Source organism: Brucella anthropi (genome assembly GCF_046630315.1).
GTDB lineage: Bacteria > Pseudomonadota > Alphaproteobacteria > Rhizobiales > Rhizobiaceae > Brucella > Brucella anthropi_A.
The window spans coordinates 288,339-302,143 of record NZ_LQBD01000001.1 but is presented as its reverse complement, the minus strand read 5'-3'; the positions used below and the strand labels follow the sequence as shown (position 1 = coordinate 302,143).

Sequence of the window (13,805 nt, the reverse complement as noted above, 5' to 3'; positions counted from 1 at the left end):
ATACGCTATGCTTCGAGAATCGTCAGGACGACGTCGATATTGTCCCTGGTCGCCCGTGAAAACGGGCAACGCTGGTGCGCGCCGGCCACCAGCTCCCGTGCCGTTTCGGCGGGAATGCCCGGCATGGAGATCAGCAGTTCGGCGGTGAACATATAGCCGACATCGACAGCGCCGACACCGATTTTCGCCGTCACGGTCGCCGCATCGGGAATAGCTACCTTGCCGAGGCGGCCCATCAGCTTGATGGCGCTAAGGAAGCAGGCCGAATAACCGGCGGCGAAGAGCTGCTCGGGATTGGTTCCCTCGCCGCCCGGCCCGCCGAATTCCTTCGGCACGGTCAGCTTCACCTTGAGATGCCCGTCCGCGCTCGCCGCGCTGCCGTCCCGGCCGCCGGTTGCCGTCGCCTCGGTGCTGTAGATGATCTTTTCAGGCGTCATGTGCTTTTTCCCCTGTGTTTTTTAAAACTGTGAATTTCTGTTGCGGGCGAGCGATTGCCGGAAGTCCGCCTTGGCGCGCGGGCTGGCCAGCGCGAAGGATGGACCGCGGCTCGGCTCCAGCCCGCCGATGGCGCGAAGCTGCACCCACATCTCGGCCGATTTCAGCGCCACCGCCGCACAGTTCACCACCGGCGCATGGCCGACGCAGAACCCCGGCACGCCGCCGATCAGAAGCCCCGGCAGCACGCCGGCGGGAATGATCACGTCGGCGCCCGCCGCGACCAGCGGCGCCGCGCAGGCCGTGAAATCGTCGAGCAGGCGCTGGCGCACCGATTCGTCGCCGGCGAAACAGGCGTCGAAATCGGCCGGATGGCATCCCATGCCGATCACGCCCGCGACGCGCCCGCCCAACCCATAGAGATCGGCCTGCTCATAATGCCAGACCTCGAAGGCGGGATCGAGCGTGACGAGGCCAAGGCGGCGGCCGAGCTGGGCCGCGGCATGAAACGTCGCCTCGCCCGCGCCGATCACCGGAATGCGTAGCGCCGAGCGCAGCTCATAGAGGCCGGGGTCCTGAAAATGACCCATGACATAGGCGTCAAAGCCGTCCTCCTCCGCGCCGATCCCGTTGTCGACGGCCTGCACAGCACAGCGAAACTCAGCGAGACGACCGAAATCGCGGTCGGGTGGAGCGATGCCGTGCACCTCCACTTCCGTCCCCGGCGCGGCGATCGCATTCAGATAGGTCCGCAGCCGCGCCAGATAGGAGGCGCCGAGCTTCGCATCGACAAAACTCTGCCAATAAATGCGCATCGTACCGTTCCCCGGATCATTGTTCCTGATGCCGTTCCGCAAGCGCCCGGCAGCGCTCGCAAATTATCTTACATATAAAATAATTTCTCGACACTTCAAGCTTAAAGCATTATCATCCATTCGAATTCAGATCGAAACCGGATTTAACCGCAGGTTTAACAGCCTGATAAATATAACGAATTCTGGAATTTCGAATTAGCTGGAGGCGTGCAGGCAGGCGGAACCGAAAAATGGAGGAGTCCCACCGCGCAGTCGCGGACGGTATTTCAGTTCAGGTATGAAGTAATTTCCCGCACGGCGTTTCGGCAACGAACTTCCGCCGGGATTTCAAACAGACCAGCAATTGACGGCATCGGCGCAGCATAACCTGACAACAAGAAGAAAGACGGGCCATGCGGCCGGGTTTTGCCGGTAACGAAAAGAAAAAAGGGGAATTCAATGCGTAATCTATTGCTTGCCGCAACATTTCTGGGAGGCATGATCGCCGCCCCCCTCGCCCATGCCGAGATCAAGGTCGGCTTCGTAACATCGCTGAGCGGAAACGGTGCCTCCATCGGCATTCCGTACGGCCTCGGCATCAAGGCCGCGCAGGAATACAAGAGCGAGGTCGACGGCGAAAAGATCACCGTCGTCGAACTGGACGACGGCTCCGATCCCTCGGCTGCGACCCGCAATGCGCGCAAGCTGATCGAGGAGTACAATGTCGACATCCTGATCGGCACCGCGACCGCGCCCTCCACCATCGCGATGATGGAAGTGTCGAAGGAACTGAAAGTGCCGATGATCGCGATTTCGCCGGTCAACGTGTCGCCGGGCGACGGCGCGGACCAGTGGGGCGTAACCGTGCCACAGCCGCCTTCGCTTATGGCCAGCGTCATCGCCGACCGCATCAAGCGCGACAACGAAACCAATGTCGGCTACATTGGTTTCTCCGACGCTTGGGGAGATTTCGTCTATGACGGTGCGAAGAAGGCGGAAGCCGACGGCAAGATCAAGGTCCTGACCGACGAGCGCTATACCCGCACCGACACCTCGGTCACGGCGCAGGTGCTGAAGATTCTCGCCACCAAGCCCGATTCCGTGCTGATCGGCGGCTCGGCCACGCAGGCCGCCTTCCCGCCGCTGGAACTCGCCAATCGCGGCTTCAAGGGTGGACTCTACGGCCTGGCGCCGCTGGTCAATGCCGACTTCGTACGCGTCGGCGGCAAGGCCGTCGAGGGCGTCAAGGTCTCCATTGGCCCGGTCGTCGTCGCAGAGCAGCTTCCCGACGACCATTTCTCGAAAAAGCTGTCGCTCGCTTTCCGCGATGCCTACAAGAAGGCCAACAACGCCGAGACCAGGGACGCCTTCTCGGCCTACAGCTTCGACGCCTGGATGGTGATGCTCGATTCCGCCGGGCGCGCGCTCAAGACCGCCAAGCCCGGCACGGCCGAGTTCCGCGAGGCCCTTAAGGAAGAAATCTTCAAGACCAACGAGCTGGCCGGCGTGCACGGCATCTACAATTTCCGCAAGGGCTCCAATTACGGCATCGACGAGCGCTCGCTCGTGGTCGTCAAGCTCGAAGACGGCCAGTGGAAATATGAGCCGTGATGCGCTCCTGATCCGCTCCCTGCCGCGCCTTCGTCCCATGGACCGGACGCGGCGGGTTCGACCTGTTTCCAAGCCCCGCAATTGCAGCTGACGTCCTGCCCGCTCAGGAACGCCGTTGCCCGGAGACTTTCCCATGAATCTCGATATCGGTCTGATACTGGCCACCGATGGTCTGGCATCGGGCGCGGTCTATGTCCTGATTGCAATCGGCACCGTTCTCATCTTCACTGTCACGCGGGTGGTTTTCATCCCGTTCGGCGACATCGCGGCCTTCACCGCCCTGACGCTCGCCGCGCTCGAAACGCAGAAAGTCCCCGGCACGGTGGGGCTGGTCGTCATTCTGGCGGCCATCGCCTCGCTCATGGAAACGGCCTCGCTCCTGAGACAGAAGCGCGCCTATGCCATTCCACGCGCGCTCGTCTTCTATCTGGTCATACCGCTGGCCATGGCCTGCATCGTCTGGCTGGCCGCGCCGCTCTACGGCTCCGGCATCGCCATCCGCATCCTGTTCTCGCTGATGCTGATCGTACCTGTCGCTCCGCTTCTGGACCGAATCGTCTACCGGCCCATCGCCGATGCGTCGGTGCTGCTGCTCCTCATCGTTTCGATGGCGTTGCACTTCGCGCTGATCGGCGTCGGCCTCCTGTTCTTCGGCCCCGAGGGCGTGCGCACCGAGCCGCTGACCAGCGAGGTCTTCCAGCTCGGACCGCTGCTCCTGTCCGGCCAGGCGATCATCATCATGCTGGCGGCAATCATCTTCAGCGCGCTGCTCTACTTCTTCTTCGACTACACGCTGACAGGCAAATCGCTGCGCGCCACCGCCGTCAACCGGACCGGTGCGCGACTGATGGGCATCCGCCCGGAACGTTCCGGCGCCATCGCCTATATCATAGGCTCGCTGATGGCCGGCGTGTCGGGCATCCTCATCGCGCCGGTCAACACCATCTTCTACGACAGCGGCTTTCTGCTCGGTCTCAGGGCCTTCATCGGCGCGATCATCGGCGGCATGATCAGTTATCCCGGCACGGTGATCGGCTCACTTTTCGTCGGCGTCCTCGAAAGCTTCGCCGCCTTCCAGAGCAGCGCTTTCAAGGACGTTATCGTCTTCTCCTTCCTGATACCCATCCTGATCTGGCGATCGATTGTCTCCATCCATCATGAGGAGCACGACGAAGAATGAGCCGCAACAGTCTTTACATCGTGATCGGCCTCGCACTTCTGGCACTCCTGCTTGCGCCGCAGTTTCTCAGTGCATTCAACATCACGCTTCTGAACTATATCGGCATCTACGCCCTCGTCGCCATCGGCCTCGCGCTACTGACGGGCGTGGGCGGCATCCTCTCCTTCGGCCAGGCCGCCTTCGTCGGCATCTCAGCCTATTCGACCGCATGGCTCACCACCGCCTATGGCGCTTCGCCTTGGCTGGGGCTGTTGCTTGGCGTTGCGCTCACCTGTGGCAGCGCGCTCGTCATCGGCGGCATCACGCTGCGCCTTCAGGGCCACTACCTTTCGCTCAGCACCATCGCATGGGGACTGGCCATCGGCTTCCTGTTCGGCAACATGGAAAGCCTCGGCAAGCACAATGGCTTGTCCGGTGTGCCGCCGATCTCCATCGGCTCGGTCGCACTCGTGCAGAGCTGGCAAATCTTCTACCTGATCTGGGCCATCGTCTGCGTCGCGATCGTGCTGGTCTACAACCTGCTCGATTCCCGGCCAGGACGCGTCATGCGCACGCTGCGTGGCGGCAACACGCTGGTGGAAAGCCTTGGCGTCAACGTCTTCCACGTCAAGGTGGCCTGCTTCGTCATTGCCGCCTTCCTCGCAGCCCTGTCCGGCTGGCTCTACGCACATCTGAGCCGCTTTGTCAGCCCCACTCCGTTCGAGCCGCTGATGGGCATCGAATATCTGATGATGACCATGGTGGGCGGCGCAGGCAGTCCCATCGGCGGCGTCATCGGAGCTGCACTGGTCACGCTCCTGAAGAACACAATTCAGGATTATCTGCCCTATATCGTCAGCGGTGCGGGACAGCTCGAAACCGTCGCCTTCGGCTGCTTGTTCATCCTGTTCCTGCAATATGCGCGGCAGGGCATCGCCCCATGGGTCAAGCAGTTCCTGCCGGAAATCCGTCGCGCGCGCCCGGGCGCGGCCGATCCGCTGCCGCTGCGCGAGAAGCCGCAACCCGGCACGCCGCTCCTGCAGGTCGATCAGGTCGAGCGGCGCTTCGGCGGCCTCATCGCCGTCAACAAGGTCAGCTTCAGCGTCAATGCTGGTGAGATTATGGGGCTGATCGGCCCCAACGGCGCAGGTAAGAGCACGATGTTCAACCTCCTGACCGGCGCGCTGCACGCCAACAGCGGCAGCATCACCTTCGCCGGCAGCGACATTACCCGCAGCCCCCAATTCGCGATCGCTCGTTCCGGCATCGCCCGCACCTTCCAGCACGTGAAGCTGCGGCCGAAGATGACGCTTCTCGACAATGTCATGCTCGGCGCCTATCCGCGCACGCACACCGGCTTGCTTCGCGGCGCGTTCCGCCTCGACCGCACCGAGGAAGCCTCTACCCGCTACGACGCGCTGAAGCAGCTCGAACGGGTCGGCCTCGGCGACAAGCCGTATGAACTGGCCGGCAATCTGTCGCTCGGCGAGCAGCGCATTCTGGAAATCGCCCGCGCGCTGGCCGCCGATCCGGTACTCCTCGTGCTGGACGAACCGGCGGCGGGCCTGCGCCGTCAGGAAAAGCTGAAGCTCGCCCAGTTGCTGCGCTCACTGCGCGACGACGACCGGCTCACCATACTTCTGGTCGAGCATGACATGGAGTTCGTCATGGGGATCGTCAACCGGATCGTGGTGATGGATTTCGGCGAGAAGCTCTGCGAGGGCCAGCCGGCTGAAGTCCGTGCCAATCCGCGCGTGCAGGAAGCCTATCTCGGAGGAACCGCCTGATGCCTCTTCTGACCATCGAGAATGTTTCCGTCTCCTACGGCAAGGTCGAGGCCGTGCGCGAGGTGTCGATCAAGGTCGAGAAAGGCCAGATCGCCACAATCATCGGCCCCAACGGCGCGGGCAAGACCACGCTGATGACGGCGGTGATCGGTCTTCTGCCATCCACCGGCAGGATCACCTTTCAGGGGCAGGACCTCAGCCGCATGACGGTGGAGGATCGCATCGAGATGGGCCTCTGCCTCGTGCCGGAAAAGCGTGAGCTTTTTTCCGAGATGAGCGTCCGGGACAACCTGCTTCTTGGGGCCTACAGCCGCTATGACCGGTCGAGTTTCCAATCGGAGCTTGAAGCCGTCTACGACCGCTTTCCGCGCCTCAAACAGCGCCAGACACAGGCCGCCGGCACGCTTTCGGGCGGCGAGCGGCAGATGCTGGCGCTTGGCCGCGCGCTGATGGCGAAGCCCACGCTCCTCATTCTGGACGAGCCGAGCCTCGGCCTCGCGCCGCTGATCGTGCGGGAAATCTTCCAGACCATCGCTTCACTGCGCGAGCTGGGCGTTTCTGTGCTGTTGGTTGAGCAGAACGCGCGTGCCGCGCTCGAAACCGCCGATGTCGGCTATGTGCTGGAAACCGGCGAAATCGTCCAGTCCGGCCCCTCTGAAGGCCTGATCCACGACCCGCGCCTCATCGCCGCCTATCTCGGCAGCGCGTGAGGGCGAAGCCTGTAGCGGCACCAACATTCGGAGGAAAGGTTGACGCCAGTTTTCGACACCGACGCACCGGAACCGGACGAACTGACGACGCCAGCTTCGCATCATCAGGACGTGATCCGCATGTGGCTGCGGATGCTCGCCTGCACCACGCTGGTGGAGACCGAATTGCGGCGCCAGTTCCGCCAGAAATTCAACTTTACCTTGCCGCGCTTTGACGTCCTGGCGCAGCTCGACCGGCGGCCCGAGGGCATGGTGATCGGCGAACTGTCCAAGCGGCTGATGGTCTCGGCTGGCAATGTGACGCCGATGATCGACCGGCTCATCACGGACGGGCTGGTCACGCGCACGCCGTCCGAGATTGACCGGCGTGTGCAGATCGTCAGCATCACCCCGGAAGGCCGCCGCCGCTTCCGCCGCATGGCGAAGTGGAACGGCCAACTTCTGGCGAGCATCTTTGGACAGGTATCGCCCGACCATATCGCGATGCTGAACAGGCTTCTGAAGGAAGTGAAGGACACGGTCGTCGTTTCCAGCCCGGCCGGTGGGCCGACTGGCGGAACAGCGGAAGAGGCCCCGCCCACGCACAAGCCCCGCAAGGCAGGCGGAGAAAGCCACAGCCTGCCGTATGGCGGCGCGTGAATGATGATTGAGGAGAACAGACGGATGCATGCGAATGTCCATAAGGGCCGGGTACCCGAAGACGGCGACCGCTACACGCAGGTCGCGGCCGCCTTTCCGCCCGTGGAAAGAACGCTGCCCGCGATCCTGCAGCGCCAGAGCAAGCGCTATGGTGGGCGCATTCTCTTCCGGTTCGGCACGACCGAATGGAGCTATGCGGACGTGGAGCGGATCGCCCGTAACGCCGCCTGGCATCTGGCGCAGGCGGGCATCGTCCATGGCGACCGCGTCGCCATCCTGTCGGCCAACCGGCCGGAATTTCTCAAGGTCTATCTCGGCTGCGCCTGGCTCGGCGCCATCGCGACACCCATCAACACCGCCTTTCGCGGCGCGCAGCTGGCGCATGTGCTCACCAATTCCGCGCCGAAGATCCTCGCCGTCGAGGAAGGACTGAAGGCCGCGCTCGAAACGCTGCCGGACGGCGTCGCCCTGCCGGACATGATCTGGACCATCGCCGACGCCGGGCTCGATCTCGACGCCGACGCGCCCGCCGGCTGGGCGCCGCCCAAGCCCGTGCGCCCCAGCGATACGGTCGCCATCCTCTACACATCCGGCACCACGGGGCCGTCCAAGGGCGTGTGCTGCCCGCAGGCACAGCTTTTCTGGTGGGGTATCTATTCCGCCCGCGCGCTTGGCATCGTGGAGGGCGACGTGTTGCTCACCACTCTGCCGATCTTCCACACCAATGCGCTCAACGCCTTCTATCAGGCGGTGCTGAACGGCTGCACTTATGTGCTGGAGCCGAAATTCTCCGCTTCCGGCTTCTGGACGAGCGTGCTGAAGAACAAGGCCACCGTGACGTATCTTCTGGGAGCGATGGCCGCCATCCTGCTGTCGCGCGAGACGAGCCCGGAAGAACGCGACCATTGCGTGCGCGTCGCGCTCGGCGGCGGCGTGCCGGATCGGTTCCATGCCATCTTCCGCGAGCGCTTCGGCGTGCCACTGGTCGACGGCTATGCCTCGACGGAAACCAATTTCGCCTTCGCCAGCCCCATTCCGTCCGATCATCCGGGCAGCATGGGCTATCTGATGCCGGGCTTCGAAGCCTGCATCGTCGATCCCGATGACATGCCGCTCGGCGACGGCGAAGCGGGCGAGCTTCTGCTGCGCCCCATCGAGCCGTTTTCCTTCGCCACCGGCTATTTCCACATGCCGGAAAAGACCGTGGAAGCATGGCAGAACCTGTGGTTCCACACCGGGGACCGTGTGGTGCGTGAGGCGGACGGGCATTACCGCTTCATCGACCGCGTCAAGGACGCTATCCGGCGGCGCGGCGAAAACGTCTCGTCATGGGAGGTGGAGCAGGTACTGATGGCCCATCCCTCGGTCGCCGCCTGCGCGGTCTATGCCGTGCCGTCGGAAATGGGGGAGGACGAGGTGGCCGCAGCCATCGAGGCCAAGCCGGGCATGACGCTCGACACCATCGAGCTGACGCAGTTCTGCGAAACCCGCCTCGCCTATTTCGCCGTGCCCCGCTATCTGCGCTTCCTCGACCGGCTGCCGCTGACCGAAAACGGCAAGATCAAGAAGGTGACGTTGCGCGAAGAGGCCATCACCGGCGACATGTGGGACCGCGAAGCGTCGGGCTACAGGCTGAAACGCTGAAATTCCATGCGATTGCAAATAATCAGGTTCGAGGACGCGCCGCGTCCCCGTCCAGAAAGGCGCATATCGCATCGGCGAAGACCTGCGGCATCTGGTCCGGGAACGGCACCATCGCGCCCGGAATGTCCTGCACGACAGCCCCGGCAATCGCCGCCGCCAGCCTCGGCGCAGACGGGTAGGCATGGGGGTCTTCCATTGGCGCGAGAATCAGCGTCGGGCAGCGGACGAGGCCGACCGTGTCTTCCATCCGGTAGCGGTTGACGGCGCGGTGTCCCTCGACCGCCAACGACCCCGCCTTCAGCGCATCGCGCATGAAGCGGGTGAGAAGCTCCGCGTTTCCATCGGCGGGATAATGCGGGCGGCGGCGCTGCCACAACTCGGCCAGATGCTCCCCGTCGGCCCGTTCCGCGACTTCGTCGATGACGCGGTGCCCCTGATGGCGCGCCCGCCTTTCCGCATCGATGAAGGAGGTTGCGGAGAGGATCAGGCGATTGATATAATTCGGATAACGCGCCGCCACGTCGAGCGCGATCACCCCGCCCGTATGATGGCCGGCGATGGCGAAATTCGTCAGGCCCAGTGCATCGGCGAGGTCGATTGCTGCATCCGCCCAGCCCTCGATGGAGACGCAGCCGTCGGGAAGTGGTTCGGAATCGCCGAAGCCGCGCGTATCCATGGCGATGGCCCTGTAGCGCCGGCCGATCAACGGCAGGGCGTCGCGGAACTCGTCCCAGGAGCGCGGTGTCTGGTGCAGGAGCAGGACCGGCGCGCCGCTGCCCGCTTCCGCTACATGCACCGTGCCGGAGCGCGTCTCGACGAAACGGCGTTTCACTGAACTGCTCATTCGTTTTCCCTCCCGGAAAGCCCCGCCGGACGAGCTGTGGCGCGCGGTGCATCTCCATCAAAATACCATAGCGATAGTATTATGTATTTGCATATTTTCATCAATAAATTATGCTCTCGAATTAAATCCCGAGCCCGTTCGCCGACGGCTTCGCGGAGACAAAAGGGGTATGCCGGCGATTGAGATAATGGGAGGATGTCCACATGCGCATTACGGTTATCGGCGGTGGCAACGGTTCGCTTGCGGGCGCGGCTGATTTTGCTCTGGCCGGGCATGAAGTCACGCTGTGGCGGCGCAATGCCGACGACATCGGGCGGCATCGGGAGATTGGCAACATCATCACCGTCCGGGACGCTAAAGGCACCCAAGCGGCGCAACTGGCGCGCACGACGAGCGACATCGCCGAGGCGCTGGAGGATGCCGAATTCATCCTCTGCCCCCTGCCGGCGACCACGCATGAGGATGTGTCGAAGCTCGTCGCCCCGCATCTCAAATCCGGTCAAGTCATCTATTTTCCGCCCGGCACGCTCGGTTCGCTGGTCTTCGCGCGCGCAGCCCATGCTGCGGACACGCATCGCGGCGTCGCCTTTGCCGAAACCGGCACCCTGCCCTGGCTGGTGCGCAAGCATGGCTTCGCCGAGGTGGTGATTTCGGGCCGCGCCACGCGGTTGCCGACCGGTATATTCCCGCTCTCGCTGGAAAAGCACGCGCTCGAAGTGCTGGACAAGGCCTTTCCCGGTGTGATCGAGCCATGCGGCGACGTGCTTTCGGCAGCACTGATGAATGCCGGACCAATCATCCATCCGCCGCTCATCACCATGAATGCCGGGCCGCTGGAGCATTTCGAGGCATGGGACATCCACAATGAAGGCACGCAGGCGTCGGTGCGCCGCGTCACCGATGCGCTCGATGCCGAGCGCATCCGCATCCGCGAGGCCTTCGGCTACGGCGCGCCGCATTTTCCGCTCGCCGACCACTACCGCGAGGATGGCGACGAATGGATGTATGGCCGCAAGTCGCATGACAGTCTGACCGATTCCGGCGACTGGCGCGAAAAGATCGTGCTGACGCAGCATCGCTACATGCTGGAGGACGTGGCGCTCGGCCTGTCGCTTCTGGTGTCGGCAGCGGAGCTGGCGAGCGTCGAGGCGCCGCTGTCTCGCGCCTTCCTCGCCATCGGCAGTGCGGTATGCGGCGACGACTTCGCCCGCACCGGCCGGCCGCTGGCCAAGGTCGGCCTTGACGGCATGGACGGAGCCGGGCGCGAATGCTTCCTGCGCGAAGGTTTCCGATCATGACGCCGCTCGACATCGTCGCGCTCGGCGCGGGCCGCATGGGGCGCGGCATCGCGCTCGTCTTCGCCTATGCCGGCCACAAGGTCTCGCTTCTGGACTTCAAGGAGCGTCCCACCGCCGATTTCGACCAGCTGGCAGACGGCGCGACAAACGAGATCACCGACACGCTCACCATGCTGGCGGAACTGGGCCTGTTCGAGGGTGGCGACGCCATCCGCTGCATCGCCGACCGAATAACGGTGGAGCCGAAGGCCAACGCCGCCGCCGTTCTCGGCAAGGCGGACATATTATTCGAGGGCGTGCCGGAAGTGCTCGCCATGAAGCACGAGGCGCTGGGCGAGGCGTCGAAGCTCTGCGCACCCGGCACCATCATCGCCTCCACGACATCGACCATTCTGGTCGACGACATCTCGCCGGCCATCGAAGGACCGGAGCGTTTCCTCAACGCGCACTGGCTCAACCCGGCCTTCATCGTGCCGCTGGTGGAACTGTCGCCGGGCGAAAAGACCAGCCCAGAAGTGGTGGAGAGGCTGAAGCAGGTGCTGGAAAGCGTCGGCAAGGTGCCGGTCGTCTGCGCGGCGCGTCCCGGCTATATCGTGCCGCGACTACAGACCGTCGCCATGAACGAGGCGGCGCGACTGGTGGAGGAAAACGTCGCCAGCGTCGAGGATATCGAAAAGGCCGTCCGATATGGCTTCGGCTTGCGCTTTTCCGTGCTGGGCCTGCTCGAATTCATCGACTGGGGCGGCGGCGACATTCTCTATTATGCCAGCCGCTATCTTTCCGGCGCGTTCGACCATCCGCGCTACGAAGCGCCTTCGATCATTGAAACCAACATGGCCGACGGCCGGATCGGCCTCAAGACGCAGCGCGGCTTTCTCGATTACGAGGGCGTTGATGTCCCCGCCTATCGCAAGGAACGGCTCGGCGCCTTCGTGCACCGCCTGCGCGCGCTCGACCTCGCCCGACCGCCCGTGCTGTAGGGATGTTCCGGCACGGACGGAAACCAGTCGCGTGTTCGCAGATGCGTAAAAACAAGGAGCGCGCTCACGACAGTTCCGTCTTCACCGGGATCGCCCGGTCGGTCGCGGATCGCCCGATACCGGATTGCTTGACATCAGAAAGCTAATACATAAAAATATGAAAATTCATATTTTTGGGAGGAGCCAGACTATGAATGCGGATTGCGCCATGGGCGTGCAGATGATGGGCGTGCAGATGATGGGTGTGCAGACTGCCGCGCGCAATGAAAGCGTCTTTTCCCGTTTCGACGCCATGGCGAAGGCGCGCAGCGGTGCGCCCTTTCTCGACGTGCTTCCCGAAACCGCCACCGCCTACGGCATCGCGGCCGAAACCGTTTCCTATGGCGAAATGGCGCACCGCATCCGGCGCTGGCAGGCCGCGTTTCGCGAAGCCGGCTATGGCGAGGGGTTGCGGGTCGGCCTGCTTCTGGAAAACCGTCCGGTCTTTCTGGAAATCTGGTTCGCGCTGAACGGGCTCGGCGTCTCGGTCGTGCCGATCAATCCGGACCTGCGCGCCAGCGAGCTGGAATATATCGTCGCTCATTCCGAAATGACCGCCGCGGTGGTCATCGCCAGCCGCAAGGCAGAGATCGAAGCGGCAGCGAAAGCCGCTTCGCGCGCCATTCCGGTGATGACGCCGGAGGACACCGTGGCGGCGCCCTTCGACGGTGCGCGCGCGGCGGTTGCGGGCACGCCCGACACCGAATGCGCGCTTCTCTATACATCCGGCACCACGGGACGCCCCAAGGGCTGCGTCCTGACCAACGAATATTTCCTCTATTCCGGCGAGTGGTATCGCGATGTCGGCGGTCTGATCTCGCTCAAAAGCGAGGGCGAACGGATGCTGACGCCCCTTCCCGTCTTCCACATGAATGCCATGGCCGTCTCTGTGATGGCAATGGTGACGGTCGGTGGCTGCCTCATCATGCTCGACCGTTTCCATCCGCGTAGCTGGTGGGATCAGGTGCGGGAAAGTCGCGCCACCTGCCTGCATTATCTGGGCGTAATGCCGTCCATCCTGATCGCCGCGCCCGCTTCGGAGCGCGACCGCGACCACCATGTCCGCTTCGGCTTCGGCGCGGGCGTGGACCGGCGCCTCCATGCCGCCTTCGAGGAGCGCTTCGGCTTTCCGCTTCTGGAAGCATGGGCGATGACCGAGACCGGCAGCGGCGCGACCATCTGCGCCAATGTCGAGCCGCGCAAGATCGGCACAAGCTGCTTCGGCCGTGCGCCGGAATCGGTGGAGATCAGGATCGCCGGCGATGACGGCACCGAGTGCTGCGACGATACACCGGGCGAGCTGCTGGTGCGCCATGCCGGCGCCAATCCGCGGCTCGGCTTCTTCCGCGAATATCTGAAGGACTCCGCCGCCACTGCCGAGGCCTGGCAGGACGGCTGGTTCCACACTGGCGATATCGTGTCGCGCGACGCCGACGGCGATTTGCATTTCGTCGACCGCAAGAAGAACGTCATCCGCCGCTCCGGCGAGAACATTGCCGCCGTCGAGGTGGAAAGCGTGCTCAACCGCCATCCGCTGATCCGGCAGGCCGGCGTCGCCGCCGTCGCCGATCCGATCCGTGGCGAGGAAGTCGCGGCGCTGATCGTCGCCGTCGACGCCGATGCGGGGCAGGATGCGGCGGAGATGATCGTAAGCTGGGCGCTGGAACAGATGGCTTATTACAAGGTGCCGGGCTGGATCGCTTTTGTGGAGCGGATTCCGCTGACAGCGACGGAAAAGATTCAGCGCGCCGGCCTCAAGGCGATGGCGACGGAAAGGCTGGATGCGGGCGGGTTTCTGGATTTCAGGCACAGGAAGAAGCGGCAGGTTTAGCCAGCTGATCTATCGATAATAAAAGGGGCATGGA

12 protein-coding genes are annotated in these 13,805 nt (G+C 63.6%); 9 read left to right on the top strand and 3 right to left on the bottom strand.

Annotation, left to right across the window (positions count from 1 at the left end; genetic code table 11):
• Positions 1–5 precede the first annotated feature (5 nt).
• Positions 6–437, bottom strand: coding sequence for an organic hydroperoxide resistance protein (locus AVM02_RS01340; RefSeq protein WP_411505217.1), 432 nt, complete (start codon positions 435–437; stop codon positions 6–8).
• Positions 438–458: 21 nt separating this feature from the next.
• Positions 459–1,250 (bottom strand): aspartate/glutamate racemase family protein, encoded by a 792-nt coding sequence (locus AVM02_RS01335; RefSeq protein ID WP_411505216.1) that lies wholly within the window; start codon positions 1,248–1,250, stop codon positions 459–461.
• A 438-nt stretch (positions 1,251–1,688) separates the two neighbouring features.
• Between AVM02_RS01335 and AVM02_RS01330 the strand changes: the two genes are divergently transcribed.
• From AVM02_RS01330 to AVM02_RS01305, 6 genes are all read left to right on the top strand, one after another.
• A complete protein-coding gene (locus AVM02_RS01330; RefSeq protein ID WP_411505215.1) occupies positions 1,689–2,840 on the top strand; it encodes an ABC transporter substrate-binding protein in 1,152 nt (383 codons plus the stop codon).
• A 133-nt stretch (positions 2,841–2,973) separates the two neighbouring features.
• Complete coding sequence (locus AVM02_RS01325; RefSeq protein WP_411505214.1) at positions 2,974–4,020, top strand: branched-chain amino acid ABC transporter permease; 1,047 nt, start codon at positions 2,974–2,976, stop codon at positions 4,018–4,020.
• Positions 4,017–5,786, top strand: coding sequence for an ABC transporter permease subunit (locus tag AVM02_RS01320; protein WP_411505213.1), 1,770 nt, complete (start codon positions 4,017–4,019; stop codon positions 5,784–5,786). Before AVM02_RS01325 ends, AVM02_RS01320 begins: the two co-directional genes overlap by 4 nt.
• Positions 5,786–6,496, top strand: coding sequence for an ABC transporter ATP-binding protein (locus tag AVM02_RS01315; RefSeq protein WP_411505212.1), 711 nt, complete (start codon positions 5,786–5,788; stop codon positions 6,494–6,496). Before AVM02_RS01320 ends, AVM02_RS01315 begins: the two co-directional genes overlap by 1 nt.
• 39 nt (positions 6,497–6,535) lie before the next feature.
• Positions 6,536–7,135: a MarR family winged helix-turn-helix transcriptional regulator gene (locus AVM02_RS01310; RefSeq protein WP_411505211.1), complete on the top strand. Its 600-nt coding sequence runs from the start codon at positions 6,536–6,538 to the stop codon at positions 7,133–7,135.
• A 24-nt stretch (positions 7,136–7,159) separates the two neighbouring features.
• The gene (locus AVM02_RS01305) at positions 7,160–8,779 is read left to right on the top strand and encodes an ATP-dependent acyl-CoA ligase (RefSeq protein ID WP_411505210.1); all 1,620 of its coding nucleotides are present in this window, start codon (positions 7,160–7,162) and stop codon (positions 8,777–8,779) included.
• Between the two features lie 22 nt (positions 8,780–8,801).
• Here the strand turns inward: AVM02_RS01305 and AVM02_RS01300 are convergent, their stop codons facing one another.
• The gene (locus AVM02_RS01300; RefSeq protein ID WP_411505209.1) at positions 8,802–9,623 is read right to left on the bottom strand and encodes an alpha/beta fold hydrolase; all 822 of its coding nucleotides are present in this window, start codon (positions 9,621–9,623) and stop codon (positions 8,802–8,804) included.
• A 203-nt stretch (positions 9,624–9,826) separates the two neighbouring features.
• On the opposite strand from AVM02_RS01300, the gene AVM02_RS01295 reads away from it, so the two are divergent.
• The 3 genes from AVM02_RS01295 (at position 9,827) to AVM02_RS01285 (ending at position 13,771) form a co-directional block, all read left to right on the top strand.
• The gene (locus tag AVM02_RS01295) at positions 9,827–10,921 is read left to right on the top strand and encodes an NAD/NADP octopine/nopaline dehydrogenase family protein (RefSeq protein ID WP_411505208.1); all 1,095 of its coding nucleotides are present in this window, start codon (positions 9,827–9,829) and stop codon (positions 10,919–10,921) included.
• On the top strand, positions 10,918–11,901 hold the full coding sequence (locus tag AVM02_RS01290) for a 3-hydroxybutyryl-CoA dehydrogenase (RefSeq protein ID WP_411505207.1): 984 nt from the start codon (positions 10,918–10,920) through the stop codon (positions 11,899–11,901). Before AVM02_RS01295 ends, AVM02_RS01290 begins: the two co-directional genes overlap by 4 nt.
• Positions 11,902–12,193: 292 nt before the next feature.
• Entirely contained in the window at positions 12,194–13,771 is a 1,578-nt protein-coding gene (locus AVM02_RS01285) for an AMP-binding protein (RefSeq protein ID WP_411505299.1), read from the top strand.
• Positions 13,772–13,805 lie beyond the last annotated feature (34 nt).

Coding starts and splice junctions, on each gene's coding strand:
- AVM02_RS01305 (WP_411505210.1), top strand. CDS start 7,160: ATGCATGCGAATGTCCATAAGGGCCGGGTACCCGAAGACGGCGACCGC.
- AVM02_RS01325 (WP_411505214.1), top strand. CDS start 2,974: ATGAATCTCGATATCGGTCTGATACTGGCCACCGATGGTCTGGCATCG.
- AVM02_RS01340 (WP_411505217.1), bottom strand. CDS start 437: ATGACGCCTGAAAAGATCATCTACAGCACCGAGGCGACGGCAACCGGC.
- AVM02_RS01315 (WP_411505212.1), top strand. CDS start 5,786: ATGCCTCTTCTGACCATCGAGAATGTTTCCGTCTCCTACGGCAAGGTC.
- AVM02_RS01330 (WP_411505215.1), top strand. CDS start 1,689: ATGCGTAATCTATTGCTTGCCGCAACATTTCTGGGAGGCATGATCGCC.
- AVM02_RS01300 (WP_411505209.1), bottom strand. CDS start 9,623: ATGAGCAGTTCAGTGAAACGCCGTTTCGTCGAGACGCGCTCCGGCACG.
- AVM02_RS01335 (WP_411505216.1), bottom strand. CDS start 1,250: ATGCGCATTTATTGGCAGAGTTTTGTCGATGCGAAGCTCGGCGCCTCC.
- AVM02_RS01320 (WP_411505213.1), top strand. CDS start 4,017: ATGAGCCGCAACAGTCTTTACATCGTGATCGGCCTCGCACTTCTGGCA.
- AVM02_RS01290 (WP_411505207.1), top strand. CDS start 10,918: ATGACGCCGCTCGACATCGTCGCGCTCGGCGCGGGCCGCATGGGGCGC.
- AVM02_RS01285 (WP_411505299.1), top strand. CDS start 12,194: ATGGCGAAGGCGCGCAGCGGTGCGCCCTTTCTCGACGTGCTTCCCGAA.
- AVM02_RS01295 (WP_411505208.1), top strand. CDS start 9,827: ATGCGCATTACGGTTATCGGCGGTGGCAACGGTTCGCTTGCGGGCGCG.